Origin of the sequence: Sphingomonas sp. GC_Shp_3 (genome assembly GCF_026540945.1) — a bacterium.
In the GTDB taxonomy this organism is placed as follows: domain Bacteria; phylum Pseudomonadota; class Alphaproteobacteria; order Sphingomonadales; family Sphingomonadaceae; genus Sphingomonas.
The window spans coordinates 382,055-407,586 of record NZ_JALNUT010000002.1 but is presented as its reverse complement, the minus strand read 5'-3'; the positions used below and the strand labels follow the sequence as shown (position 1 = coordinate 407,586).

Below are 25,532 nucleotides of genomic sequence, written 5' to 3'. Positions count from 1 at the left end.
GACGGGTTTCGCATGGGAGAATGACATGATCGAAGTGAAGGCAGATGCGCTCGAAACGACGTTCGCGGGCGTCGAACCGGGCGGCGCGGTGGCGCGGCCGTTGTTGAGCGGGGCGCGGGCGCAGAACGGCGCGTTCGGCGGGTTCCTGCGATCGGGCGCGAGCGTGGAGATGAAGTCGTTCACCGGCGTGACCGGCGACAGCGGCGGCTATGCGATCCCCAGGGAGATCGATGCGGTGATCGGGGCGACGCTCGCCTCGGTTTCGCCGATCCGCAGCATCGCCAATGTCGTGCAGGTCGGCTCGGCCGGCTATCGCAAGCTGGTGACGGCGGGCGGCACGCCGTCGGGCTGGGCGAGCGAGGTGGATGCGCGGCCCGACACGGGTACGCCAACCTATTTCGAGATCGCGCCACCGATGGGCGATCTCTACGCCAACCCGAGCGCGAGCCAGGCGATGCTCGACGATGCGTTATTCGACGTGGAGGGCTGGCTCGCCACCGAGATCGCGCGTGAGTTTGCGCGCGCCGAGGGGGCGGCGTTCGTGAGCGGGTCCGGCGTGGGGCGGCCGAAGGGGTTCCTCGCCGCGCCGGTGTCGAGCGCGAACGATGGTGCCCGCGCGTTCGGTACGCTGCAATATCTCGCGAGCGGCGCGGCGGGCGATTTCGCGGTCAGCCCGCAGGACCGGCTGATCGACCTCGTGCAGGCCCTGCGCGGGCCGTACCGGCAGAACGGCACGTGGGTGATGAACTCCGCCACGCTGGCGCGGATCCGCAAGTTCAAGACCAGCGACGGCGCGTTCATCTGGACGCCGGGCTTGAGCGCCGGCCAGCCGGCGACGCTGCTCGGCTATCCGGTGATCGAGGCGGAGGACATGCCCGACATCGGCGCGAATGCGCTGGCGATCGCGTTCGGCGATTTCCGCTCGGGCTATCTCATCGCCGAGCGCGGCGAGACCGGCATCCTGCGCGATCCGTATTCGAACAAGCCGTTCGTCAATTTCTACGCGACCAAGCGGATCGGCGGCTGCGTGAGCAATTCGGAGGCGATCAAGCTGATGAAGTTCGCGGCGAACTGATCGTTCGGGGCGACCTCCGGGTCGCCCCACCCCTGACGGGTTAAGTGGGGAATTGGGCATGAACGACGTGACGCTTGAGGCCGGGGATCGCGCCGCCGCGCTGGCCGAGGTGAAGGCGATGCTGCGGCTGGTTAGTGTTGAGGAGGATGCCCTGATCGCCGCGCTGGCCGAAACCGCGCTGGGGCTGGCCGAGCAGTTCATCGGCCAGGCGCTGATCGCGCGGGAGATGCGCGACGTGCTGCCGGTGAGCGCCGCGTGGCAGCGGCTGGCCTATGCGCCGGTGCGATCAATCGGCGCGGTGGCGGCGGTGGACTTTACCGTCGTGGGCGGGGCTGCCTTGGCGAGCGAGGCGTATGCGATCGATATCGATGCCGCTGGCGATGGCTGGGTGCGGGTGATCGACGCGGGCGGTGCGGGCCGGGTCGCAGTGACGTTCGTGGCGGGGCTGGCGGACGGGTGGGGCGCGATCCCCACGCCGATCCGACAGGGCGCGGTGCTGCTGGCGGCGCATTTGTTTACCGAGCGAGATGCCGCCTCGGCGGTGCCGGCGGCGGTGACGGCGCTGTGGCGGCCGTTCCGGCGGATGGCGCTGGGGCTGAGGGTGCGCGCGTGTTGAGCGGAGTGGTGGCGCGCGGGCGCGACATTGCGGAGGCGGCGCAGGCGCGTGCGATCGCGGAAGGCGCGGCGCGGTTACAGGCGGCGTTTCCGGAGCTTGCGGTGACGGCGCAGGCCGACGCGATCGTTCTGACCGGGAGGATTGACCCGGAAGACGCGCGGCTGCGCTGGATCGGGAGTGTGCTGACATGAGCGCGGAAGGCGTGGTGCAGGCTGCGCTGCTCGCCGCGTTGCGCGGGGTGGTGGGCCTCAACGGCGTATTCGAGGGGCCGCCGGTCAAGGCGACGCCACCTTATGCCGAGCTCGGCGAGACGCTGAGCGGCGACTGGAGCGTGAAGGACCGCGACGGGCGCGAGCTGCGGCTGATGGTGACGGTGCGCGACGTGGGTGAGCTGTCCGCACGGGCGCAGGCGCTTGGCGACGCGGTCGGTGCCGCGATCGCGGGCGTGCCGCGCGATCTCGGCGCGTGGCGGATAGCGAGCCTGGTGTTCGTGCGATCGCGGTTGCTGCGGCCGGCACCGGGGCGGTGGAGCGTGGTGGTGGAGCACCGGGTGCGGGTGCTGGCGGCGGATTAGCGCAACGGGTTTTCAGAACAGCGAGGAGCAAGACATGGGCGCGGAAAGTGGCAGGGCGTTTCTGTTGAAGGTCGGTGATGGCGGTGCGCCGCCCGCCTTCACCACGGTGGCGGGGCTGCGCACGACGCAGTTGTCGATCAACGGCGAGATGGTGGCGATCACCTCGAAGGATTCGGGTGGGTGGCGCGAATTGCTGTCGGGCGCGGGGGTGCGCTCGGTCAGCGTATCGGGGGCGGGCGTGTTCACCGGCTCGGGCGCGGAGGTGCGGCTCAAGGGCAATGCGCTCACCGGTGTGATCGATGATTACCGGCTGAGCTTCGAAAGCGGCGAGACGCTGACCGGGCGGTTCCTCGTCACGCGGCTCGATTACGCCGGCGATTACAACGGCGAGCGCAGCTACACGATCGCGCTGGAAAGCTCCGGCCCGGTGGTGCCGGCATGAGCGGCGCCAACCCTGTGCGCGGCGAGGCGGCGTTGCGGATCGCGGGCGAGACGGTGGTGCTGCGGCCGAGCTTCGCAGCACTGGTCGCGGCGGAGGCGGAACTCGGGCCGCTGTTCGCGCTGGTCGAGCGCGCGGCGGCGGGGCAGCTTTCGCTCGCCGAACTGGTCGGGCTGTTCTGGCATTGCCGCCATGCCGCCCCGCCCGCGCTCAGCCGCGAGACATTCGGCGAGAGCATCGTCACGAGCGGGCTGGCGGCGGCGACGCCGGTGTTGCGGGTGCTGCTGGCGCAGATCCTCGGCGGGCGATGAGCGACCGCTTTGCGCTGGCGGCGGGCCGGCTGGCGGGGCTGGCGGGGGTGGCGTTCGGCTGGTCGCCCGACCGGTTCTGGAACGCGACGCCCGCCGAACTGGCGGCGCTGGTGGCGGTACTGGCGGGCGAGGGTGTCGCGCCGCCCGATGCCGCGACGATCAGGACATTGCAGGAGGCATTTCCGGATGGATGAGGAAATCGACCGGCTGGTGGTGAGCGTGCGCGCCGACACCAGCGGCTTTGCGCGCGACGTGGATACGATGCGCGCCAGTCTCGACGGGCCATTGTCGAGCGGGGCGGATCGGGCGGGGCGATCGATCGAGAGCGCGCTGGTCAAGGCGGCGAAGACCGGATCGCTCGGCTTCGAGGATCTGCGCAAGGTGGCGCTGTCGGTGCTGGGCGACATCGCCGGCGCGGCGATCCGGGGCGGGATCGGCGCGGTGGTGGGCGGCACGAGCGGCGGCGGCGGGGTGTCGGGCGGCGGGCTGCTGTCTGCGCTCGGCAGCCTGTTCGGCGGATCGCCGGGGCGGGCGACCGGCGGGCCGGTCTCGCCGATGCGCCCGTACATGGTGGGCGAGCGTGGGCCGGAACTGTTCGTGCCGACCACCAGCGGCAGCGTGGTGCCGGCGGCGAGCGGCGGCGACGGTGGCCGCGACGTTCGCGTCGCGATCACGATCAACGCGGCTAAGGGCGAGAGCGGCGCGGCGCTGACCGCATCGAGCCGACAGGTGGCGCGCGCGGTGAAGGCCGCGCTGGCGACGGAGTAAAAGTATGGCATATTGGCTGGCGTTCGAACGGACGGTGCAGAGCGAGGGCGTGATCTCGCGCTTCGATCCGCGGTTCTGGACGGTGAACTTCCCGCGTCCGATGATGGCGGCGGTGACGACCACGGCGGCGGATGCGCTGCGAGTGGATGCGGTGTTCTACCGCGCCGACGATCTTGCCGGGTTGATCTGGGAGGCGGAGGACCGGTTCGATCATCCGTTGCTGACGTACGAGACGGCGCGCGATTTTCGTGGGTGCCGGCTGGCGTTCCGGTGGCGGTCGGGTGGGGTGAAGCCGCTCGATGCGGTGAACGGACCCGTGCTGACGATCGAGGGGCGCGACGCGGATGGCGCGGCGCGCGCGTGGTACGTGCGGCTGTGGAACTATGCGACCGGCACGCCGGAGGACGCGCGCGTGGCGATCGACTTCGCGCGTGTCGACGGTGGGTTCCTGCTGCCGGGCGAGGCGGTGCCGGTATGGGCGGGCGATATCGACCGGATGTTCGTATCGCTGGTGCCACCGGATTACGACGGCAGCGATGCGGTGCTGCCTGCCCCGGCGGAGGGATGGGTCGAGCTGAGCGAACTTACCTGCGACGGGCCGGGTGCGGTGCTGGCGATCGGCGACGTGGTGGTGCCCGCGCACGGCTTCGAGATTGCGGGCGGGTATGACGACAGCTACAACCTCACCCCGGCGCGGCTGCTGAGGAACGCGGTGCAGCTCGGCTATCGCGGCGCCATCGTTCATTATCTCGGCATGAGCCATTACTTCCGGCTCGGCGACGGGCTGCTGGTGACGCTGGAGGGCGGTGCGCTCAACGTGGCGGCGCGGGCGTGGCAGCGCGATTATGCGGCGCGCGCGCAGGCGCTCGGCTACGATCTGATCTGGTCGCTTAGTTACGAACTGTTCGACGCGCATTGCCCGGCGGACTGGAAGCAGCGCGCGTGGGATGGATCGCCCGCGCTGACCGGGTGGGTGCCGCCCTCGACTTTGTTGTCGCCCGCGCATCGCGACGCGATGGCGTATCTGCGTGCCGTGGCGGTCGAGGTGATCGGGATCGCGCTGGCGGCGGGGCTGGCGCCGAAGTTCCAGGTCGGCGAGCCGTGGTGGTGGGTGATGGCGGATGGCCGGCCCTGCCTGTACGATGCGGCGGCGCGCGTGGCGTTCGGGATGCCAGTCGAGATCGCCGATGTGCGTGGGCCGCAGCCGGCGGCGGCGGTCGTGCTGCTGGATGCGGCGGGAGTGCTGCTCAGTGCATCGACGGCGGCGCTGGTCGCGGCGGTGCGCAGCGTGGCGCCAACTTGCGAGACGCATCTGCTCGCCTATCTGCCAAGCGTGCTGGCGGCGGGCGCGCCGGAGGTGCGGCGTGTCAACCTGCCGCTCGGCTGGTCGGCTCCTGCGTTCGATGTGCTGCAACTCGAGGATTACGATTACGTCACCGCCGGCAACACCGCGCTCAGCGCGCGTGCCATCGCGGCGGCGCAGGCGCGGCTCGGCTATGCGAGCGACCACACCGATTATCTGTCCGGCTTCGTGCTCAAGCCAGAGGATTCGTCCGACTGGGCGACGATCGACGCGGCGGCGGATGTGGCGCGGGCGCGCGGCGTGAAACGCGCGGTGATCTGGGCGCTGCCGCAGGTGATCCGCGATGGATACGTCCATTTCGATGAGGAGACAGGCGACGTGCAGGCATTCGATGATGTGCTGTTTCCCCTCGCGCTTGGCCGCGAGGCGGAGGTTACGCCGGAATATTCCACCGCGATCGTGACGAGCGCGGGCGGCAGCGAGGCGCGCAACGCCGACTGGGCGGCAGCGCGGACGCGGTACGATGTCGGACCGGGCGTCCGGTCCGAGGCTGACATCGCGGAACTGCTCGCCTTCTTCCGCGCGCGACTAGGGCCGGCGCGCGGCTTCCGGTTTCGCGATCCGTTCGATGCGTCGTCCGGCGGCGCGGTGCCCGGTGCGCTCGACCAGCAACTCGGCATCGGCGATGGTCTCGGCACCCGCTTCGCGCTGGTAAAACATTACGGCGAGGCGGTGCGGCGGATCACCCGGCCGGTCGGCGGCAGCGTGACGGTGGCGGTGGACGGGGTAACGACGGTGGCGTTCTCGCTTACCGATGGCGGCATGGTCGAACTCGACACCGCGCCGGCGGCGGGTGCGGTGGTGACGGCGGGGTTCCTGTTCGATGTACCGGTGCGTTTCGCCGAGGATAGCCTCAGCGTGACGCGCGCGACGTTCCTGGCGGGATCGGCGGCATCGGTGCCGCTGATCGAGGTGCGCGAGGCATGAGCTTCCTCGATGGACCTCTCTCGACGATCGCGCTGTGCTGGCAGATCGAGCGACGTGACGGAATTGCGATTGGGCTGACCTCGCACGACCGCGACCTGACGATCGACGGCCTGATCCACCGTGCCGCGCCGGGGATGACGCCCTCCGCGATCAAGCGCAGCGACGGGCTGGATGCCGACACGATGGATGTTGCGGGTGCACTGACCAGCAATGCGATCAGCGCGGCCGATCTTGCCGCCGGGCGGTGGGACGGGGCGGCGGTGCGGCTGTTCGCGGTGGATTGGACTGGCGGCGCAGGTCGCGTCGATCTCGGCGATGGGACCATCGGGGCGGTCGAGACGAAGAACGGCGCGTTCACCGCCGAACTGCGCGGGTGGAGCGCGGCGCTTGACCGACCGGTGGCGGAGGAAACGTCGGCGGAGTGTCGCGCCGAACTTGGCGACACGCGCTGTCGCGTGGCGATGGCGGGACGGCGGCGGTTTGCTCGCGTCGTTTCGGTGGCCGCGCGAGCGGTAACGATCGATCAGGCCGAACGGGCCGAGAATACCTGTGGCGGTGGGCTGCTGCGATGGTTTGGTGGTGCGAACACCGGGCTGGAAAGCGCGATCGCATTGTCGGATGGCGCAGTGGTGACGCTGCGGAGCGAGCCGGTATACGCGCCCGCGCCGGGCGATCTGATCGAGCTGATCGAGGGCTGCGACAAGAGCCTTGCCACGTGCGCCGCACGGTTCGGCAACGCCGTGAACTTTCGCGGCGAGCCGTATCTGCCCGGCATCGACCTATTGACGCGGTATCCCGGCGCATGACCGGCCGCGAGGACGCAGTGGCGGCGGCCCGCGGTGCGATCGGCGCGCGCTTCCGGTTGCATGGGCGCGACCCGGTGTTTGGGCTCGATTGCGTCGGACTCGCCGCGATCGCCGCGCGCGGTGGCGGGTTCGCGGGGGCGATCCCTGCCGATTACGCGATCCGGGGTGCCGACCCGAGCCGCGCGATCGACTCGGCGGGTTTATCGCGCGCGGTGCCTGCCGCGCCGGGCGACCTGCTGCTGTTCGCGGCAGGTCCGGCGCAATTTCATCTCGCCGTGATGGTGCCGGGCGGGATCGTCCATGCCGACGCGATGCTGCGCCGCGTCGTCGAACGGCCCGGGACGCCGCCCTGGCCGCTGGTCGGCGCGTGGTGTTTCGAAGGGGAGGACTGACATGGCGACATTGGTGCTGACGACGATCGGCAGCGTGGTGGGCGGGCCGATCGGCGGCGCGCTCGGTGCGATCCTGGGGCAAGCGGTCGATCGCGACGTGCTGTTCAGACCGGAAGGTCGCGAGGGTCCACGCCTGACCGAACTCGCGGTGCAGACATCTTCCTACGGAACGCCGATCCAGAAGGTATTCGGCACGATGCGGGTGGCAGGCAGCGTGATCTGGTCGACCGACCTGATCGAGAGCCGGAACTCCACCGGCGGCGGCAAGGGCCAGCCAAGCGCGACCAGCTACAGCTATGCCGCATCCTTCGCGGTGGCGTTGTCGGGGCGGCCGATCCTGGGGGTGAGGCGGATCTGGGCGGACGGCAATCTGCTGCGCGGTGCGGCCGACGACTGGAAGGTGACGACCGGTTTCCGCCTGCACCTCGGCAGCGAGGATCAGGCGGTCGATCCGCTGATCGCATCGGCGGAAGGTCAAAGCCTTTCGCCGGCGCATCGCGGCGTCGCTTATGCGGTGTTCGAGACCCTGCAACTGGCGGATTATGGCAATCGCATTCCATCATTGACGTTCGAGGTTGTCGCCGATGCAGCGCCGGTCTCGGCGGGGGCGATCGTGGCGGAGCTTTCCGACGGTCTGGTTGACGGCGCCGGCGTGACGCTGCCCGTGTCGGGCTTCGCTGCCTATGGCAATGCGCGCGCGGTGATCGAAACGATCGGCTCCGCGACTGGCGGCTGGTACGCGCCGGCCGGTGGTGGGCTGACGATGCGCGCCGGTGATGCGGCAGACTGCACGATTATCGACAGCGGCGTGGCCGCCGGCACGACCGGCGGCGCGCGCGGGACAGGTGCTACCGCCGCCATCGAGACGGTGCCGCGCACGATGACGCTGGCGCATTATGATCCGGCGCGGGATTACCAAAGTGGGCTCCAGCGCGTGCGGCGGCCGGGAGCCGGTTACGCCGAGGATCGCATCGACATGCCTGCTGCGCTCGAGGCGGTGGCGGCGAAGACGATGGCGCAGGCGGCGCTCGATCGTGCCGAGGCGGGGCGGGTACGGCGCACGGTTTCGCTCGGCTGGGACTCGATCGGGATCGGCCCGGGTGCGCGCGTCGCGATCGAAGGCGCACCGGGGGTATGGCGCGTGACCGGCTGGTCGTTCGAGCGGATGGTGCTGTCGCTGGAGTGCGTTCGACTCGCCGCGGCGGCACAGCCGGTGCGGGCCAGCGCCGGTCGCGTGCTGTCGACTCCTGATGCGCTCAGCGGCACGACGATCGTCCACGCCTTCGAGATCCCGCCGCTCGACGATACGCCGCTGAGTGCACCGCGACTGACGATCATGGCCGCGGGCAGCGCACCAGGCTGGCGGCGTGCAGCGTTGCTTTATAGTATGGATGGAGGGACCAGTTGGGCGAACGCCGGTGCGACGGCGGCACCCGCCACGCTCGGCAACCTGGCGAGTACTCCCGGCCAAGCGCCGGCCGCTTTGCTCGACCGACGTTCGGTGTTCGAGGTCGTTCTGGCGCATGACGGGATGAGCCTTGCAAGCGCCACGGCGGGTACGATCGACGCCGGTGCCAACCTTGCGCTGTGCGGCGACGAGCTGCTCCAGTTCGCCAACGCCGAGCAGATCGGCCCGGCGCGCTGGCGATTATCGGCCTTGTTGCGCGGGCGGCGCGGGACCGAATCGGCGATCGGCACACAGCGGCCGGAAGATCGCTTCGTTTTGCTGGAACCCGGCACGTCGTTGTCGCTGGATCTGCCGTTGACGACGCTTGGCGGAACGGTGCGGGTGCTGGCGGCAGGCGTCGGCGATGTCGCCGGTCCGGCGGCGGCCGCTTGCGTGATCGGTGGCGCATCCGTGTTGCCGCCATCGCCGGTTGCGTTGCGCTGGCACGAAGTCGGCAGTGGCGATGTGGCGATATCCTGGACCCGCCGTAGTCGCGCGGGTTGGCGCTGGATCGACGGCGTCGATGCGCCGCTGGTCGAGGAACGGGAGCGCTACCGCGTCACGCTGACATGGCGCGACGGCACGCGCACGGCCGAGGTCGATTCGCCCGGCGTCAGGCTTGCCGCGGTCGAGCGCGGCGGCGGCACGACCGTCAGCGTGCGACAGATCGGTTCGGTTGGCGAATCCACCGGCGCCAGCCTGTTCATCCCGTCTTTGGAGATACAATCATGAGCGACGATCTCTCCCCACGACTCGCACTTCCATTCCTGAACGCCGGCCAGGCGCAGAAGGAAATCACGCATAACGAGGCCTTGACGCTGCTCGATCTGCTGACCCAGACGGTCGTGGTTGCGGCCGGCGTGAACGTTCCTCCGGAAGCGCCGGTGGCCGGCCAGTGCTGGATCGTCGGAACCAAGCCGGACGGCGCGTGGAGCGGCTCCGCACAGGCTCTTGCCGGATGGAGCGAAAGCGGCTGGCGGTTCTGCTTGCCCGTTCCCGGCATGTGCGCCTGGAGCCTTGCCGATGGTGCGCAACTCCGCTTTGACGGCACCGGCTGGAGCGTCGGCATCCTGCGAGCGGCAGGCGTGGAAATCGGCGGGGTACAGGTAGTAGGCGAGCGCCAGCCGGCCATCGCGGAACCAACCGGTGGCACGGTGATCGATGCCGAGGCGCGCGGCGCGCTTGCCAGTGTCGTTGCTGCACTGCACAACCATGGGCTGATCGGCACGTGAACGCATTTTCCAAGAGGGTATCGCTCGATGTTGCGGATATGCAACAGTAGCCGGTTTTTGTGCGCTTGCGTGGAAACGAACGCAGGACTAGGGAGTTTGGGCTGTCCGAGTGACACCTAAGGAAAGGGGATTTCTATGCGGAAGCTAGCCGTTATCGTAGCGCTTGCCTCCACTGCTCTTGCAACGCCTGCTCTTGCCCGCGACAAGTCGTGGTACGTCGGCGTTGAAGGCGGTGGTATGATCGTCGAAGACATGAAGTTCGATATTGCGAACACGCCTTCGGCAGGAACGTACAACACCAAGACCGGTTATGACGTCGATGGCGTGATCGGTTACGACCTGGGCATGTTCCGGGTTGAAAGCGAAGTCGGTTACAAGTTCGCCAAGGGCGACACCTATCGTTCGTCGGTCAACACGCCGTTCGTGAACACCGGTGCGTTCGCACGCCCCGGCCAGTATGACAGCCCGCACAGCCACACGTCGGCTCTGAGCTTCATGGTCAACGGCCTGCTCGACTTCGGCGATGACGATGCCATTCAGGGCTTCGTCGGCGGCGGTGTCGGTGTTGCGCGCGTGACGCTTGCTGGTCCGCGTGCCGGCAACGCAGCGAGCTTCCTGGACGACAGCGACACGGTTTTCGCATGGCAGGGCCTCGCGGGCGTTCGCGCTCCGCTGTCGAACCATGTCGATCTCTCGCTCAAGTATCGCTTCTTCAACGCCGACAACGTCAAGCTGGTTGGTGTCGAGGGTGCGCAGTACGAGACGCGCTATCGTTCGCACAGCCTGCTCGGTGGCCTGACCTACAACTTCGGCGAGCCGGCAGCACCGCCGCCGCCGCCGCCGCCGCCGCCCCCGCCGCCGCCGCCCCCGGAAGCTCCGGTTGCAGCGCCGCCCGCACCGGTTTGCTCGCCTGGTCCGTTCATCGTGTTCTTCGAGTGGGACAAGTCGGACATCACGCCGGAAGCGTCGTCGATCCTCGACAACGCGATCGCTCAGTACGCTTCTTGCGGCAACGCACAGGTCATGCTGGCCGGCTTCGCCGATCGCTCGGGTACGCCGAAGTACAACGTCGGTCTGTCGCAGCGTCGCGCGGACGCGGTGAAGGCTTACCTGTCGTCGCATTCGATCCCGGAAGCAGCCATGACCACGCAGGCATTCGGCGAAGATCCTTCGCACCTGCGCGTTCAGACCGCCGATGGCGTTCGCGAAGTCCAGAACCGTCGCGTGGAAATCACGTACGGTCCGGGTTCGGGCCAGTAAATCTGACCGGAACGCGAGTTCAAAGAGAGGGGTCGGGAAACCGGCCCCTTTTTTTGTGCGTGGTGCTGGTCGAGAATGAAGCAGCGGCGGCGACGTTACGGTGGCCAGCAGCATAGGCGCGTGGACCAACCCCGAGGCTAGCCGACACGCAAAGGCTGATGGAAGTATCGCGGCTGTCAGGTTGATGCAGGCTCGGCAAGCGCTGCGTCGAGCCACCCGGGACAAAGGGCGTCGCCCAGCGACTCGACCCGGCGCAGTTCGACCATCAGGCCGAGCTCTGCGTAACGCGTGCGGGTTCGATCCCCCGCATCGCCAAGCGGCGCGACCACCAGACGGCGATTGACCTTCGACCGGTGATGCATGCGCGCGGTGTTTTCCTGCCCGATATAGCACCCTTTGGTGAAGCTCACGCCATTCAGTTCACGGGCATTGCATTCCAGCCATAATGTCTGATCGCTGCCGAGTTCCGCAACGCCTTCGGTTACGCCGCGCGTGAGCCGGTGCGCACGCCACGCAGCGTCGGCCGGTGCGCCGCCCGCTTCGCCCAGCCAGCGACACCCGAGATCCGGCAGGCGTGGATCGGCTCCGCCGCCGTCCAGCGGCGACCAATGCACCGCACCCTGCGCCGGCTCAATGGTGATCGCCCGCCGCAACCGATACATCGACAGCCGCCGCGTCAGCGCCTCCGCAGCCGATGCCTCGCAGTCGATCAGAACCGCGTCGCCGTCCGCCCACAGCAGGAAATCGAACAGCGCCTTGCCCTGTGGCGTCAGCAGTCCGCCCCACCGTGGTCCGGACGCGTCGAGACCGGTCACATCCTGTGTGACGAGGCCTTGCAAAAAACCGCGCGGATCGTCTCCGGCGATGCGGATCAGTGCGCGGTCGCTGAGCAGCGTTGGGGTGGTTTCAGTCATCCGCAACAGGTAGGGGGGAGGCGAGACAAGCGAAAGAGGCAGCGATGGCACGCTACGACATGATCCTGACTGGCGGCACGGTGCATTTGCCGAGCGGCCCGGTACAAACCAGCGTCGGCGTGATCGGCGGCCGGATCGCCGCGATCGGCGCGAGCGGCGATGCGGGTGAGACGATCGACTGCACCGGCCTGGACATCCTGCCTGGCGTGATCGACACGCAGGTGCATTTCCGCGAGCCGGGATTGGTCCACAAGGAAGACCTCGAAAGCGGTAGCCGTTCCGCCGTGCTGGGCGGGGTGACCGCGGTGTTCGAGATGCCCAACACCAAGCCCAACACCGACAGCGCCGATGCGATTACCGACAAGCTCACCCGCGCCCACCACCGCATGTGGTGCGACCATGCATTCTATGTCGGCGCGACCAACCATAACGCGCGGGATCTGGCCGAGTTGGAGCGGATGCCGGGCACGGCAGGCGTAAAGATCTTCATGGGTGCGTCGACCGGCGATCTGCTCGTGTCGGAGGATTCCTCGCTCGCCGATGTACTTGCCTCCGGCCACCGCCGCGTCGCGATCCATGCCGAGGACGAGGCGCGGATGAACGCGCGTGCGGGTGAACGCATCCCTGGCGATGCGGCCTCGCACCCGGTGTGGCGCGACGACGAAAGCGCGCTGATCGCGACGCAGCGCATCCTCAAGCTGGCGCGTGAGGCGCGACGGCGCATCCATGTGCTGCACGTCACCACCCCCGCCGAACTCGAACTGCTATCGCGGCACAAGGACATCGCCAGTTGCGAGGTCACGCCACAGCATCTGACGCTGGCGGGGGAGGAGGCCTATCCGCGCCTCGGCACCTATGCGCAGATGAACCCGCCGATCCGCTCCGGCGCGCACCGCGACGGGTTGTGGCACTGGTTGCAACAGGGCGTGCCGGACGTGATCGGTTCCGATCATGCGCCGCACACGGCGGAAGAGAAGGCCAAGCCCTATCCTGATTCGCCCAGCGGCATGCCGGGCGTGCAGACGCTGCTGCCGTTGCTGCTCAACCATTTTGCCGAGGGGCGCACCACACTCCAGCGCGTGATCGACCTGACCAGCGCGGGCGCCCAGCGCATCTTCGGGATTGTCGGTAAGGGGCGGATCGCGGTTGGCTACGACGCCGATTTCACCGTGGTCGACCTCAAGAAGCGCTGGACGATCACCGAGGATTGGCTGGCGTCGCGCTGCGGTTGGTCGCCGTTCACTGGCATGGAATTGACCGGCAAGCCGATCGGCACGATCGTGCGCGGCAACCGCGTGATGTGGGATGGCGCGCTTGCGAATGCGGCAGTCGGCGAGCCGATCCGGTTCGAGGCGATCGAGTTCGGCTGAACGCCTCGGGCAAGCGGCGCGGTTACAGCGCGCGCGGCTCGCCTTCCGCCAGGACATGCGTGCAGAGCTGCGCCTCGGGCGTGTCGCCCGCCTCCAGCGCGGCGACGGTGACCCAGCCGTCCGCGCGCATCGTCGCCGCCACTGCCGGATCGGTGCCGATCGGCACGAACAGCCGGCGTCGGTCGATCTCGCCTAGCCCCGCCGCGACGATCGCATCGGCGTAGAGCGAGAAGCCGACCGCGACTTCCTCCGCGCCATTTTCGTGCACGATCGAATAGCTGCCACCCCGGCCGATCTCACCGCGCACGCCGCGCGCGAAGATCGAGAAGCCCAGCCAGCTCTGATACTCGAAACCGTGCCGCTCGGTCGGATCGAGCGTCAGCCCGACGCGGCCCTTCAGCGCTTCCGCGATCGCCCACAGCCCGTCGAGTCGCGAGCGCAGCGCGCCACCAACGTCGAACTGACACAGCCGGTCATGCGCCGCCGCAAACGGCCCCGCCGCTTCGATCAGCGGCAGGTACGCGCGCGAGATTTCGGCCACACCGCCGGCATCCTTGGCGTCGAGCCGGTCGCACAGTGCGGCGATTTGCGCGTCGTCGATCGGCAGCGGCCCCTTGGCGAGCGTGCTGACCAGATCGGGCAGGGTGAAGTCGATCGAGACGTCGTGCACGCCCGCCGCTTCCAGCGCCTCGACCGCGACGCTGACGATCTCGGTGGCGGCGGCGATCGTGCCGAGGCCGATCAGTTCGCAGCCCATTTGCAGCATCTCGCGCTCTGGGCTGAGTTGCGAGGCGCGCAGCCGCAGCACTGGGCCGGCGTAGGACAATCGCACCGGGCGCGGATGATGGCCCATGCGAGTGGCAGCGATGCGGCCGATCTGCGCGGTGATGTCGGGCCGCACTGCCAGCGTGCGCTGCGACACCGGATCGACGAACCGCACGGCATCCTGCGCGGTGGCGGATTTGAGGCGACCGGCGAGTCCTTCCTCGAACTCCGCCAGCGCAGGATCGGCGCGTTCATAGCCATGCTGAAATGCAGCGCCGAGCACGGCCTGTTCGAGTCGCGCGGTGGCATCGGCGACGGGGGGCAGGCGATCGCGGAAGCCCTGGGGGAGAAGCGAAGTCATCACGGAAGCCTTGTTGTCGCCGTTTCGGCAAAGATCGCGCGTTCCGTCGCTTGCGCGCGCGGTGTCGTCAACCTCGAGTCGCGATTTTCCGGGCAGGACACGAAAAGGCCGTGCACGCTCGCGCGGCACGGCCCTTCCGCTATCGGTGTTTAGAACGCCAGCGCCATCGCGGTCTTAACGCCGGCGAGGTCACGCACCTGCGCGATCAGTTCGGGCGTGACCGGCTCGTCGACCGACAGCAGCAGCACCGCCTCGCCACCGGCGGTGCGGCGGCCGAGGTGGAAGGTGCCGATGTTGACGCCGGCCTGCCCGAGCAGCGAGCCGATCCGCCCGATGAAGCCCGGCGCGTCCTCGTTCACCACGTACAGCATCGGCCCGGCGAGATCGGCCTCGACCTTGATGCCGAACAGTTCGACCACACGCGGCGCGGCATCGCCGAACAACGTGCCCGCCACCGAGCGCTCGCCCGCATCGGTCTTCACCGACACGCGCAGCAGCGTGTGGTAATCGCCCTCACGCTCGGTCTTGACCTCACGCACTTCGATGCCGCGCTCCTTGGCGAGCAGCGGCGCGTTGACCATGTTGACCGTGTCGGTCTGCGTGCGCAGGAAACCGTGCAGCACGGCAGACACGATCGGCTTGGCGTTCAGCTCGGTCGCGGCGCCCTCGGTGTGGATCGAGATACGCGGCACCGCGCCACGGGTAAGCTGGCCGACCAGGCTGCCGAGCTTTTCGGCAAGCGCCATGTACGGCTTCAACCGCGGCGCTTCCTCCGCCGACAACGACGGCACGTTGAGCGCGTTGGTGATCCCGCCGGAGACGAGGTAATCCGCCATCTGCTCCGCGACCTGGATCGCAACGTTGACCTGCGCCTCGCTGGTCGACGCGCCGAGGTGCGGGGTCGAGATGAAGTTCGGCGTGCCGAACAGCGGCGACTCCTTGGCCGGCTCGCTCACGAATACGTCGAGCGCCGCGCCGCCGATATGCCCCGAGTCGAGCCCTTCCTTGAGCGCCGCCTCGTCGATCAGCCCGCCGCGCGCGCAGTTGACGATGCGCACGCCCTTCTTGGTCTTGGCGAGCGCTTCGGCCGAGAGAATGTTGCGCGTCTGGTCGGTCAGCGGGGTGTGCAGCGTGATGAAGTCGGCACGGGCGAGCAGATCGTCGAGCTCAACCTTCTCGACGCCGAGTTCGATCGCACGCTCAGGGCTAAGGAACGGATCGAACGCCACCACCTTCATGCGGAGACCAAGCGCGCGGTCCGCGACGATCGAGCCGATGTTGCCCGCGCCGATCAGGCCGAGCGTCTTGCCGGTCACCTCGACGCCCATGAAGCGGTTCTTCTCCCACTTGCCGGCCTGCGTCGACTTGTCGGCCTCGGGCAGATCGCGGGCGAGCGCGAACATCAAAGCGATGGCGTGTTCGGCGGTGGTGATCGAATTGCCGAACGGCGTGTTCATCACGACAACGCCGGCGGCGGAAGCGGCGGGGATATCGACGTTGTCGACACCGATGCCGGCGCGGCCGACCACCTTGAGGTTGGTCGCGGCGCTGAGGATATCCTTCGTCACCTTGGTCGAGCTGCGGATGGCGAGGCCGTCATACTGGCCGATGATCGCCTTCAGTTCGTCGGGCGTCTTGCCGGTGATCTCGTCCACTTCGACGCCGCGCTCGCGGAAGATCTGCGCGGCCTTGGGGTCCATTTTGTCGCTGATAAGAACTTTTGGCATGGGAAATCCTTTGTCGTCCCCGCGCACGGGGAGGGCGTGCCTCACGGCACTTGATGCGGAGGGCGACCCCGGCGACTCGCCGGGGTGCGGTATCAGTTACGCGGCGGCCGGCGCCTTGGCGGTCGCATAGGCCCAGTCGAGCCACGGCCCGAGCGCCTCGATATCGGCGGTGTCGACGGTCGCGCCGCACCATATGCGCAGGCCGGCGGGCGCATCACGATACCCGGCCACGTCATAGGCCGCACCCTGCTTTTCGAGCAGCCCGGCGAAGGTCTTGATGAACGCCTCGTCCGCGCCTTCCACCGTCAGGCACACGCTGGTCTTCGAACGCGAGGCTTCGTCGGCGGCAAGATGGCCGAGCCACGAACGCTCCGCCACGATCTTGTCAAGTGCTGCGGCGTTGGCGTCGCTGCGCGCGATCAGGCCGGCAGCGCCGCCGATCGACTTGCCCCATTCGAGCGCAAAGATCGCGTCTTCCACCGCCAGCATCGACGGGGTGTTGATCGTCTCGCCCTTGAACACGCCTTCCGCGAGCTTGCCCTTCGCCATCAGGCGGAACACCTTGGGGAGCGGCCAGGCGGGGGTGTAGCTTTCCAGCCGTTCGACCGCGCGGGGCCCTAGGATCAGCACGCCGTGCGCACCTTCGCCGCCCAGCACCTTCTGCCACGAGAAGGTGGCGACATCGATCTTGTTCCACGGCAGCTTGTAGGCGAACACCGCGCTGGTGGCATCGGCGAACGACAGCCCCTCGCGGGTCTCAGGGATCCAGTCGCCGTTCGGCACGCGCACGCCGGAGGTGGTGCCGTTCCAGGTGAACAGCACGTCGGTCGACCAGTCGACGGTGGTGAGGTCAGGAAGCTGGCCGTAGTCAGCACGGATCACGGTCGGATCGAGCTTCAACTGCTTGACCGCGTCGGTCACCCAGCCTTCGCCAAAGCTTTCCCAGGCGAGCGTGGTGACGCCGCGTGCGCCCAGCATCGTCCACATCGCCATCTCGAACGCGCCGGTGTCGGAGCCGGGGACAATGCCGATGCGGTGGGTATCGGGCAGTTCCAGCAGCTCGCGCATCAGGTCAATGCAATAGGCGAGGCGGGTCTTGCCGATCTTCGAGCGATGCGAGCGGCCGAGCGATTCGGTCGCGAGTCGGTCCGCGGACCAGCCCGGAGGCTTGGCGCAGGGGCCGGAGCTGAAGAAAGGACGCGCAGGCTTCGTCGCCGGAAGCGCGGGTAGATCAGTCATATAGTCTCTCCTTACAGAGAGCACGCGCGGCGTTGGGACCGCGTGGCCCGTCGCCGGCCTTAGCGGCGAACGACCGGCTGTCAACCGCGCCGGTTCGGCGCATTTCGCGCGCGCTGGACGGCAAGCCCCGCTAAACGCGCGAGAATGCTACGCCGGATTTTCTTTTTCGCGACGCTCATCGCAACGCTCGGTCTCGCCGGCTGCGGCGGAAAGCCACCCCCGCCACGCCCGCGTGGGTCGAAACCGATCACGCTGAACATCCCCACCAGCCGCGAGACGCAGGCCTGCTTTACCGATCTGTCGCGCGAGGACGTGCGCTTCAGCCCGCTGCCGGATCGCGATTATGGCGGCGGCTGCCAGATCATCGGTGCGGTGCAGCTGATCGACATCGGCCTGCCGGTCACCAACCTCAAGCCGATGCGCTGCGGCCTTGCCCGCGCCTTCACCGGCTGGGCGCGCCATGCGGCGGTGCCTGCGGCGCACCAGATGCTCGGCAGCGATCTGGTCCGCATCGAAACCTATGGCACCTATGTCTGCCGCAACACGATCGGCACGGCGCATGCGCGGCTGTCCGGTCATGCCATTGCCAACGCGGTCGACGTGGCGGCGTTCGTGCTGCAGGACGGGCGGCGGATCAGCGTGCTGGACGGGTGGAACTCGCCCGACGCGCAGATCCGCGGTTTCCTGCGCACCGTGCGCGGTTCGGCCTGCAAGCGCTTTGGCACGGTGCTGAGCCCGGACTACAACAGTGCGCATCGCAACCACTTCCACCTCGAGGACGATCACAAGAGTTTTTGCCGGTGAGGGGAGGGTTCAAACCCGTGCCGCTTTCGCTTACATAAGCACAAATGAGTGATACCAACGTACCGTCGCGCGTCTTCCCGCGCGCTCGCCAGGATGCCGAAAAAGCCAAGACCGGCATCAGCACCCCGCAAACCGAAACGCCGGCCTACCGCCTCGCCTTTCAGGACATGGATTTCCTGCTGCGCGAGGATTTGCGGCCGGTGCGGTTCCAGCTCGAACTGCTCAAGCCCGAGCTGATCCTCGAGGAGGCGAACATCGCCTCGACCTTCGTGATGTACGGATCGGCGCGGATCCCAGAACCGACGAAGGCACGGGCGATGCTCGATCTCGCGCAGGGCGACGAGGCAAAGGCGATCGCCGAGCGGCTGGTCGCCAAGTCGCATTACTACGACGTCGCGCGCGAGCTTGCCGGCCTCGCCAGCGCGTTCCCCAACGATGCGGATGGCAAGCGCCACTTCGTGGTCTGTTCGGGCGGTGGCCCGTCGATCATGGAGGCGGCGAACCGCGGCGCGGCGGAGGCGGGCCACGAGTCGATCGGCCTCAACATCGTGCTGCCGCACGAACAGGCACCGAACCCCTACGTCACGCCGGCGCTGTCGATGCAGTTCCACTATTTCGCGCTGCGCAAGATGCACTTCCTGCTGCATGCCCGTGCGCTGGCGGCGTTCCCCGGCGGGTTCGGCACGTTTGACGAGCTGTTCGAACTGCTGACGCTGATCCAGACCGGCAAGATCGCGCCGATCCCGGTGCTGCTCTACGGTCGCGACTTCTGGAACCGCGTGGTCAATTTCGAGGCGCTGGTCGAGGAAGGCGTGGTGTCACGCAAGGATCTCGGCATCTTCACCTTCGTCGAGACCGCGCAAGAGGGTTGGGACGTGGTGCGCGACTTCTACCGCGATGCCGACCCGGCGGTGTTCCCGGCGGAATAACGGCGCGCACTTCGCCGAAACGGAGAAGGGCCCGAACGGAGAAGGGCGGGTGGAAATCTGTCGCCCGCTTACTTCTCCACCGGCGCCTGTACGTTGGCCGGCGTCGCCACATTGGACAGGCCTTCGACGCTCGGCTTGGCCTTGTCGCCCGGTGTCGCGGGCGCGGACCCCGGCGGCGCCTTCGCATCCGTGGCGGTCGGCGCACCCGCCTTGGGAGCGGGCAGCGGCAGGTTAGAGCCCTGCTGGTTGAGGTACAGGATCACGTCGGCGCGGTCCTTGCCCGCCGAAAGCCCGGCGAAGGTCATCTTGGTGCCGGGAACGAACTTGCGCGGGCTCGCCAGCCAGGAATTAAGCGACTCGAAGTCCCAGTTCCCGCCCTTGCTCTTCAGCGCGTCGGAGAAGGCGAAGCCCGCCTTGCCCTGGCCCTTCGCCTCGCCGACGGTCGCATACAGGTTCGGCCCGATGCCATTGGCGCCACCCTGGTTGATGGTGTGGCAGGCGGCGCATTTCTTGAACACTTCCGCGCCGTGTGCCGCATCGGCCTTGGCGAGCAGATCGGCGATCGGCACCTCCGCCTCGCCACCGCCCGCCGCATCGGCGGATACGCCCTCGACCGGGTAGCCCGCCTTCTCCGGCTTTTCGGCGGTGAACAGCGTGCTGCCCGCGATGGTGAGCGCCAGCGCCGCAGTGCACGCGCCGAGCGTCCACCCCGCGATCGTGTTGGTACGGCTGTCCATCGTGCGTGGGCCCCTCTCCGATGTTTGGATCATCCTTAGATTCGCGCGCGCGCCACCGCAAGCCGTGCTTGTGCGCACGCGAAGCCGTCGCTACGGCCTCGCCGATCATGGAAAACTTCGCAGCGCCCGCGCGACCGATCGTCGCGCGCATGATCGAACAGGCCAGTGCCGAACCCGCCCGCGCGGTCGCCTTCCAGGGCGCGCCCGGCGCCAATTCGCACATCGCCGCGCTGGAGGCGTTCCCGGATTGCCTGCCGCTGCCGTGTTTCGACTTCGCCGATGCGATCGACGCGGTGCGCGACGGGCGGGCGGATTGCGCGATCATCCCGATCGAGAATTCGCTGCACGGCCGCGTCGCCGACATCCACTTCCTGCTTCCCGAATCGGGCCTCGTCATCACCGGCGAGCATTTCCTGCCGATCCGCTACGCGCTGATGGGCCTCGGCCCGGTCGGCGGCGTGCGCAACGCGATGAGCCATCCGCAAGCGCTCGGCCAATGCCGCCACTGGCTGCGCGAACACGGCATCGCGCCGGTCAGCTACCCCGACACCGCCGGTGCGGCGGCGATGGTGGTGGAACTGGGCGACCCCGCCACTGCCGCGCTGGCGCCGCCGGGTGCCGCCGGGATTTACGGCCTCGAAACGCTGGCCAGCGATATCGCCGACGCCGATCACAACACCACGCGCTTCGTCGTGCTGGCGCGCGCGGGGCACCCGCCGGTTGGGGAGGGGCCGTACATGACGACGCTGATTTTTCAGGTGAAGAACGTCCCCGCCGCGCTTTACAAGGCGATGGGCGGCTTCGCGACCAACGGCGTCAACATGACCAAGCTGGAAAGCTACCAGCAGGGCGGCACCTTCGCCGCGACCGAATTCTACTGCGATATTGAAGGCCGCCCCGGCGACGCCAACGTCGACCGCGCGCTCGAGGAACTGGGGTTCCATTCCAAGTCGGTGCGCGTACTCGGCGCCTATCCGAGGGCGCGCGCGCGGGGGTGACGTCGCGCGGGCGCCCGGTCAGTCCTGCTCCGCCCACACCTTCAATAGCGTATGCGCGATCGCATAGAACGGTGGCGTGATGAACCGCCCCGGCTCCCCCGCCAGTGCGGCGCGAACCTCGGCGCGGGTCGCCCAGATCGCATCCTCAAGCTCATGCGTGTCGAGCGTGATCGCATCGTCCAGCGCGGTCCCCACGCACGCGATCATCAGCGATGACGGGAACGGCCACGGCTGGCTGGCGATATAGCGCACGTCAGTCACCGCCACGCCAGCTTCCTCGTGGATCTCGCGCGCGACCGCTTCCTCGATGCTCTCGCCCGGTTCGAGGAACCCGGCGAGCGCAGAGTAGCGCCCCGGCGGGAACGCCGGTTGCCGCCCCAGCAAAGCGCGCCCGTCGTGCTCGGCGATCATGATGACGACCGGGTCGACGCGCGGGAAGTGCTCGGTCCCGCAGTTCGGGCAGCGCCGCCCCCAGCCGGCGCGGAACAGCGCGGTGGCGGTGCCGCAGTTCGCGCAGAACCGGTGCCGCGCATGCCAGTCGAGCACGCTGCGCGCTGCCGCATAGGTCGCCGCCTCGCCGGGTGCGAACTGGTCGAGCAGCCCCATCACCCGCGCCGAACGGAACGACGGCGCCGCACCCGCCGCGACGAACGCGGCGAAATACGGCACGCCCGCGTCGACGCCGAGCAGCACCGGTTCGGCCCCCGCCGGCGCATCCGCCATCGCGTCCCACACCAGCCGCCCGTCGCCGTCCACATCCGGCTCGTACCCGTCGAGCCGCAACAGCCGCGCGCGGGGATCGCGAATCGCCGCGCGCAACCCCTCGGCATCATGCCGCAACGCGTCCGAGCGATCGAGCAGCCCGCCGGTAAACCCCGTCGCGATCATCGGTAGCGCGCCAGATCGGTGAGCAGCGCGTGCGTCACGTCGCTGCGGATCGGCCATTTGTCGCTCGGCAGATAATTGACCATCACCGTACCGCGCGTGTGCCGCACCGGATCGACCCAGAACAATGTCCCCGCCGCACCGCCCCAGGCATAGGTGCCCTTCGCCGCGCGCCCGGGCACATCGACGAGGTTGACCGAACCACCCGCACCGAACCCGACTGTCGCCGGCCCGCCCGCCGTCCCGCCGGTCGCGCCCGATACGCTGGTGTAGACGACGCCGGGCGGCAACAGGTTGGACATCATCAGCGCCGCCGTCTCCGGTTTCAGCAGCCGCACGCCGCCAAGCGTGCCGCCATCCTGCAACAGATGCGTGAAGCGATCGTAATCGCGCGCCGACGTCACCAGCCCGGCACCGCCATAGGGGAAGCTCGGCGGTTGGAGGAACACCGAACTCATCCCCCGGTCGAGCGGGATGCGGCCTTGCCCGACCCAGACATAGCCGGTCGCCAGCCGGTTCGCCGCGCGCGCCGGCACGGTGAAGAACGTCGATGTCATGCCCAGCGGCGTGAATATGCGGGATTGCAGGAAGTAATCGAACGGCATTCCGCTCGCCACCTCGATCACGCGGCCCATCACGTCGAGGCCGATCGAATAGCTCCATTTGGTGCCGGGCTCGGCGATCAGCGGCAGCGTCGCGACCTTGTTCGCGAACTCTTCCAGCGTCTTCGGGCGGGTTAGCCGCATCCGCGCCTCGCTCTTCGAATCGGCGGTAAAGGGGGTAATGCCCGCCTTCTCATACGCATCGAGCAGCGGCCCGCGCGTGACGATGGTGTAGCCGAGCCCGGCGGTATGCGTCAGCAGTTCGCGGATCGTGATGGCGTGCGCGGCGGGTTTGCTGGCGAGCGAATCGGGGCTGATCTGCACGCGCATATTCTTGAACGCCGGGATGAAGTCCGACACCGGCTCGTCGAGTTTGATCTTGCCCTCATCGATCAGCATCATCGCGGCGAGCGCGGTGATCGGCTTGGTCATTGAATAGACCCGCCACAGGCTGTCCGGCCCGGCGGCCGGGGCGGTCGCCTCGTCGGCGATGCGCCCGGCCGAGACGAACACGGTTGGCATATCGCCCGCGCCGAACGCACCGACGATGCCCGGCATCTTATCCTCGCGGATATAGCTGTCGAACAGTGCTTGCGTTGCGGGCAACGGGCTTGGGCGGGCGGCATTGGGGGCAGGCGACGGTACGGCCTGACCGGCGAACGCCGCTCCCGCCAGCACGGCGGCGAGGGCGCCGGCGAAAACCATCTGTCGGATCATGCGCTCAATCTCCTGATCTCAGCCGCCGCCTTGGCGAACACGGTGGGCAGACCGGCCGATTCGAGGTCCGCCACCGGCCACCATTCGCCCGCCGCCGCATGCCCGTGCGCCTGCCCGACCGCAAGCGCGAGTTCGAGGCGGAAATGCGTGAAGACGTGGCCCACCGTCCCCGGCAGCATCTGCCAGTTGGACGGTGCCGGCGCCGCCTCCAGCACCGGCGGCACGCTCGCCCACGGACCCGTCGGCAGCGCGCGCATCCCGCCGAGCAGACCCTTGGGCGGGCGGCGCACCAGCAATACCCGGCCGGTATCCTCCAGCCAGAAGATCGTGCCGTAACGCTGTGGCTTGGCGGTCTTGGCCGGCTTGACCGGATACGCTTCCGGCTCCCCCGCCAGATAGGCCGCGCAGGATGGATGCAGCGGGCAGGCGAGGCAGGCGGGCTTGCGCGGGGTGCAGATGCTTGACCCCAAGTCCATCATTGCCTGCGCGAAATCGCCGGGCCGGTCGGTGGGGGTGATCGTGTCGGTGGCGGCGCGGATCGCCTCCATTGCGCCGGGCAGCGGCGCGGCAATCGCGAACAGCCGCGCCACCACCCGCGCGACGTTGGCGTCGACCACCGCCGCCCGCTCGCCGAACGCGATCGCGGCGACGGCGGCGGCGGTATAGGCGCCGACGCCGGGCAAGCCACGCAGCCCCGCCTCGGTCTCCGGGAACGCCCCCGCAGCCGCCACCACCCGCGCGCAGGCGATCAGATTGCGGGCGCGGGCATAATAGCCAAGCCCTGCCCACGCCGCCATCAGCTCGGCATCGTCCGCCGCAGCCAGCGCCTCGACACTCGGCCAGCGCGCCACGAACGACTCGAAGCGCGGCCGCACCGCCGCCACCGTGGTCTGCTGGAGCATGATCTCGGACAGCCACACCCGATACGGATCGGCGCGCGGCTCCCCCGGCGGGCTGCGCCACGGTAGCGCGCGGGCGTGGAGGTCGTACCAGTCGAGGAGAGCGGCGGCGATGGATGAAAGCTTGGCGGGCACGCCCCGGCTATGGCATGGACGGCCGCATGAGCAAACGCCGTCCTCCCACCGAACCGGCGCCGCCCGCCCGGCGCGGCGGTGCGGCACGTGCGGTGTCCGAACTGCTGCCCGATGCGACGCGCACCGCGTTTCGTCGCTTCGGCTTCGTGCAGAGCGCGGTGGTCACCCGCTGGGGTGAGATCGTCGGCAGCCGCTATGCCGGCGTGTCCGCCCCCGAATCGATCCGCTTCCCGATGGGGGAGCGTACCGGCGGCACGCTCAACCTCGTCGTGCGCGGCGCGCATGCCACAATGATGCAGCATATCGCGCCCGAGATCGTCGAGCGGGTCAACCGCTTCTTCGGCTATGCGGCGGTGGCGCGCGTCATCATCCGGCAGGGCGACGTGCCCGCGCCGCGCCCGCGTGCGGCACCGCCGTCGCTCAAGCCGGTGCCGGCCGAGCTTGGCATGAGTCTCCGCACCATCGCCGATCCCGAATTGAAGGCGGTGCTGGAAGCGCTGGCGGCAGGTGTCGCCTCGACGCGCGGCACGCCGGTGATCGGAAAGGGTGAAGAATGAAGCGTTGGTTGTTCGCGTTGCTGGTTCTGGTCGGGCTTGCCACCGCGTTGCCTGCCGTAGCCGCGCCCGATTGGACCAAAGTCGCCACCAAAACAGCGACCGGATCGTACGTGATCGGCAATCCCAAGGCGAAAGTGAAGCTGGTCGAATATCTCAGCTACACCTGCCCGCACTGCGCCGCGTTCAGCAAGGAATCGGCCGCCACGCTCAAGGGCCAGTTCGTCAAATCGGGCTCGGTCAGCGTGGAACTGCGCAACGCGGTCCGCGACCGCGCCGACCTCGCCGCTGCGCAACTCGCGCGCTGTGCCGGCCCGGCGGGCTTCTCCGGCGCGACCGAAGCGATCTTCGCCGCGCAGGACACTTGGTTGCCGGAAGCGATAAAATATAGCGAATTCAATGCTGCACGGATCGCCAGCTATCCGATCAACGTGCAGTTGCAGAAGGTCGCAGCCGGCGCCGGTCTCGACACGCTGATGCGTGCGCGCGGCATGAGCCAGGCCGCGTTCGACGCCTGCTTTGCCGACACCGCCGCGATCGACGCCATCGCGAAGATGAGTGACGCCTCGTGGCAGGCGATCCACGCCACCCCGTCCTTCCTGCTCAACGGCGCGGCCTATGACTATAAAGGCTGGCCCGATCTCGAAAAGGCGCTCCGCGCCGCCGGCGCCCATTGATCCCGACAC

At 68.5% G+C, this 25,532-nt stretch carries 27 protein-coding genes, 1 tRNA gene and 1 pseudogene; 21 read left to right on the top strand and 8 right to left on the bottom strand.

The features are described 5' to 3' along the window. Positions 1-25 precede the first annotated feature (25 nt). The 14 genes from OXR00_RS07605 (at position 26) to OXR00_RS07540 (ending at position 11,210) form a co-directional block, all read left to right on the top strand. A complete protein-coding gene (locus OXR00_RS07605) occupies positions 26-1,075 on the top strand; it encodes a phage major capsid protein (RefSeq protein WP_267387549.1) in 1,050 nt (349 codons plus the stop codon). A 58-nt stretch (positions 1,076-1,133) separates the two neighbouring features. Next, on the top strand, positions 1,134-1,691 hold the full coding sequence (locus tag OXR00_RS07600; RefSeq protein WP_267387547.1) for a hypothetical protein: 558 nt from the start codon (positions 1,134-1,136) through the stop codon (positions 1,689-1,691). Next, a complete protein-coding gene (locus OXR00_RS07595; RefSeq protein ID WP_267387546.1) occupies positions 1,685-1,882 on the top strand; it encodes a hypothetical protein in 198 nt (65 codons plus the stop codon). The genes OXR00_RS07600 and OXR00_RS07595 overlap by 7 nt, the downstream gene beginning before the upstream one ends. After that, the gene (locus OXR00_RS07590) at positions 1,879-2,265 is read left to right on the top strand and encodes a DUF3168 domain-containing protein (protein ID WP_267387545.1); all 387 of its coding nucleotides are present in this window, start codon (positions 1,879-1,881) and stop codon (positions 2,263-2,265) included. The genes OXR00_RS07595 and OXR00_RS07590 overlap by 4 nt, the downstream gene beginning before the upstream one ends. Before the next feature lie 34 nt (positions 2,266-2,299). Continuing rightward, complete coding sequence (locus OXR00_RS07585; protein WP_242147461.1) at positions 2,300-2,707, top strand: phage major tail protein, TP901-1 family; 408 nt, start codon at positions 2,300-2,302, stop codon at positions 2,705-2,707. Continuing rightward, complete coding sequence (locus OXR00_RS07580; RefSeq protein WP_267387543.1) at positions 2,704-3,015, top strand: GTA-gp10 family protein; 312 nt, start codon at positions 2,704-2,706, stop codon at positions 3,013-3,015. The genes OXR00_RS07585 and OXR00_RS07580 overlap by 4 nt, the downstream gene beginning before the upstream one ends. Then, positions 3,012-3,209 (top strand): phage tail assembly chaperone, encoded by a 198-nt coding sequence (locus OXR00_RS07575; RefSeq protein WP_267387541.1) that lies wholly within the window; start codon positions 3,012-3,014, stop codon positions 3,207-3,209. Before OXR00_RS07580 ends, OXR00_RS07575 begins: the two co-directional genes overlap by 4 nt. Further along, positions 3,202-3,783, top strand: a complete 582-nt coding sequence (locus OXR00_RS07570; protein ID WP_267387540.1) for a tail tape measure protein — start codon at positions 3,202-3,204, stop codon at positions 3,781-3,783. The genes OXR00_RS07575 and OXR00_RS07570 overlap by 8 nt, the downstream gene beginning before the upstream one ends. 4 nt (positions 3,784-3,787) lie before the next feature. Then, positions 3,788-6,073 carry a DUF2460 domain-containing protein gene (locus tag OXR00_RS07565; RefSeq protein ID WP_267387539.1) on the top strand — a complete coding sequence of 762 codons (2,286 nt, stop codon included), beginning with the start codon at positions 3,788-3,790 and terminating at the stop codon, positions 6,071-6,073. Further along, on the top strand, positions 6,070-6,879 hold the full coding sequence (locus tag OXR00_RS07560) for a DUF2163 domain-containing protein (protein ID WP_267387538.1): 810 nt from the start codon (positions 6,070-6,072) through the stop codon (positions 6,877-6,879). The genes OXR00_RS07565 and OXR00_RS07560 overlap by 4 nt, the downstream gene beginning before the upstream one ends. Beyond that, entirely contained in the window at positions 6,876-7,271 is a 396-nt protein-coding gene (locus OXR00_RS07555; RefSeq protein ID WP_267387536.1) for a peptidoglycan endopeptidase, read from the top strand. Before OXR00_RS07560 ends, OXR00_RS07555 begins: the two co-directional genes overlap by 4 nt. Before the next feature lies 1 nt (position 7,272). Continuing rightward, positions 7,273-9,450, top strand: coding sequence for a phage tail protein (locus tag OXR00_RS07550; RefSeq protein ID WP_267387535.1), 2,178 nt, complete (start codon positions 7,273-7,275; stop codon positions 9,448-9,450). Continuing rightward, complete coding sequence (locus OXR00_RS07545; protein ID WP_267387534.1) at positions 9,447-9,950, top strand: DUF2793 domain-containing protein; 504 nt, start codon at positions 9,447-9,449, stop codon at positions 9,948-9,950. The genes OXR00_RS07550 and OXR00_RS07545 overlap by 4 nt, the downstream gene beginning before the upstream one ends. Positions 9,951-10,085: 135 nt before the next feature. Then, entirely contained in the window at positions 10,086-11,210 is a 1,125-nt protein-coding gene (locus OXR00_RS07540) for an OmpA family protein (RefSeq protein ID WP_267387533.1), read from the top strand. 176 nt (positions 11,211-11,386) lie between these two features. Here the strand turns inward: OXR00_RS07540 and OXR00_RS07535 are convergent, their stop codons facing one another. Beyond that, entirely contained in the window at positions 11,387-12,124 is a 738-nt protein-coding gene (locus OXR00_RS07535; protein WP_267387532.1) for a folate-binding protein, read from the bottom strand. Between the two features lie 44 nt (positions 12,125-12,168). Here OXR00_RS07535 and OXR00_RS07530 point away from each other — a divergent pair, with 44 nt between their 5' ends. Further along, positions 12,169-13,494 carry a dihydroorotase gene (locus OXR00_RS07530; RefSeq protein ID WP_267387531.1) on the top strand — a complete coding sequence of 442 codons (1,326 nt, stop codon included), beginning with the start codon at positions 12,169-12,171 and terminating at the stop codon, positions 13,492-13,494. Positions 13,495-13,516: 22 nt separating this feature from the next. On the opposite strand, the gene OXR00_RS07525 is transcribed toward OXR00_RS07530, so the two are convergent. The 3 genes from OXR00_RS07525 to OXR00_RS07515 all read right to left on the bottom strand — a co-directional run bounded on the left by OXR00_RS07525 (position 13,517) and on the right by OXR00_RS07515 (position 17,586). Beyond that, the gene (locus OXR00_RS07525) at positions 13,517-14,620 is read right to left on the bottom strand and encodes an ATP phosphoribosyltransferase regulatory subunit (RefSeq protein WP_267387529.1); all 1,104 of its coding nucleotides are present in this window, start codon (positions 14,618-14,620) and stop codon (positions 13,517-13,519) included. Positions 14,621-14,769: 149 nt separating this feature from the next. Then, positions 14,770-16,347, bottom strand: coding sequence for a phosphoglycerate dehydrogenase (serA, locus tag OXR00_RS07520; protein WP_242147437.1), 1,578 nt, complete (start codon positions 16,345-16,347; stop codon positions 14,770-14,772). A gap of 96 nt (positions 16,348-16,443) precedes the next feature. Continuing rightward, the gene (locus OXR00_RS07515) at positions 16,444-17,586 is read right to left on the bottom strand and encodes a phosphoserine transaminase (protein WP_267387527.1); all 1,143 of its coding nucleotides are present in this window, start codon (positions 17,584-17,586) and stop codon (positions 16,444-16,446) included. A 144-nt stretch (positions 17,587-17,730) separates the two neighbouring features. Here OXR00_RS07515 and OXR00_RS07510 point away from each other — a divergent pair, with 144 nt between their 5' ends. The 3 genes from OXR00_RS07510 (at position 17,731) to OXR00_RS07500 (ending at position 19,570) form a co-directional block, all read left to right on the top strand. Next, the gene (locus OXR00_RS07510; protein ID WP_267387526.1) at positions 17,731-18,390 is read left to right on the top strand and encodes an extensin family protein; all 660 of its coding nucleotides are present in this window, start codon (positions 17,731-17,733) and stop codon (positions 18,388-18,390) included. A 44-nt stretch (positions 18,391-18,434) separates the two neighbouring features. Continuing rightward, entirely contained in the window at positions 18,435-19,319 is an 885-nt protein-coding gene (locus OXR00_RS07505) for an LOG family protein (protein ID WP_267387525.1), read from the top strand. 184 nt (positions 19,320-19,503) lie between these two features. Further along, positions 19,504-19,570: transfer RNA gene (locus OXR00_RS07500), tRNA-Pro, on the top strand. Between the two features lie 3 nt (positions 19,571-19,573). On the opposite strand, the pseudogene OXR00_RS07495 reads toward OXR00_RS07500, so the two are convergent. After that, positions 19,574-20,056 (bottom strand): annotated as a pseudogene (locus OXR00_RS07495) (cytochrome c family protein); the annotation flags it as partial. 107 nt (positions 20,057-20,163) lie between these two features. Here OXR00_RS07495 and OXR00_RS07490 point away from each other — a divergent pair. Further along, positions 20,164-21,054 carry a prephenate dehydratase gene (locus tag OXR00_RS07490; RefSeq protein WP_242147428.1) on the top strand — a complete coding sequence of 297 codons (891 nt, stop codon included), beginning with the start codon at positions 20,164-20,166 and terminating at the stop codon, positions 21,052-21,054. Positions 21,055-21,072: 18 nt separating this feature from the next. Here the strand turns inward: OXR00_RS07490 and nudC are convergent, their stop codons facing one another. From nudC to OXR00_RS07475, 3 genes are read right to left on the bottom strand one after another with little or no spacing between them, the layout of a single operon-like run. After that, the gene (nudC, locus tag OXR00_RS07485; protein WP_267387519.1) at positions 21,073-21,942 is read right to left on the bottom strand and encodes an NAD(+) diphosphatase; all 870 of its coding nucleotides are present in this window, start codon (positions 21,940-21,942) and stop codon (positions 21,073-21,075) included. After that, positions 21,939-23,258 carry a serine hydrolase domain-containing protein gene (locus OXR00_RS07480; protein WP_267387517.1) on the bottom strand — a complete coding sequence of 440 codons (1,320 nt, stop codon included), beginning with the start codon at positions 23,256-23,258 and terminating at the stop codon, positions 21,939-21,941. The genes nudC and OXR00_RS07480 overlap by 4 nt, the downstream gene beginning before the upstream one ends. Further along, positions 23,255-24,292 carry an A/G-specific adenine glycosylase gene (locus OXR00_RS07475; RefSeq protein WP_267387516.1) on the bottom strand — a complete coding sequence of 346 codons (1,038 nt, stop codon included), beginning with the start codon at positions 24,290-24,292 and terminating at the stop codon, positions 23,255-23,257. The genes OXR00_RS07480 and OXR00_RS07475 overlap by 4 nt, the downstream gene beginning before the upstream one ends. A gap of 26 nt (positions 24,293-24,318) precedes the next feature. Here OXR00_RS07475 and OXR00_RS07470 point away from each other — a divergent pair, with 26 nt between their 5' ends. Together OXR00_RS07470 and OXR00_RS07465 are read left to right on the top strand one after the other, a co-directional pair. Next, positions 24,319-24,849, top strand: coding sequence for a DciA family protein (locus OXR00_RS07470; RefSeq protein WP_267387515.1), 531 nt, complete (start codon positions 24,319-24,321; stop codon positions 24,847-24,849). Next, positions 24,846-25,523: a thioredoxin domain-containing protein gene (locus OXR00_RS07465; protein WP_267387514.1), complete on the top strand. Its 678-nt coding sequence runs from the start codon at positions 24,846-24,848 to the stop codon at positions 25,521-25,523. The genes OXR00_RS07470 and OXR00_RS07465 overlap by 4 nt, the downstream gene beginning before the upstream one ends. The last annotated feature ends 9 nt before the right edge of the window (positions 25,524-25,532 follow it).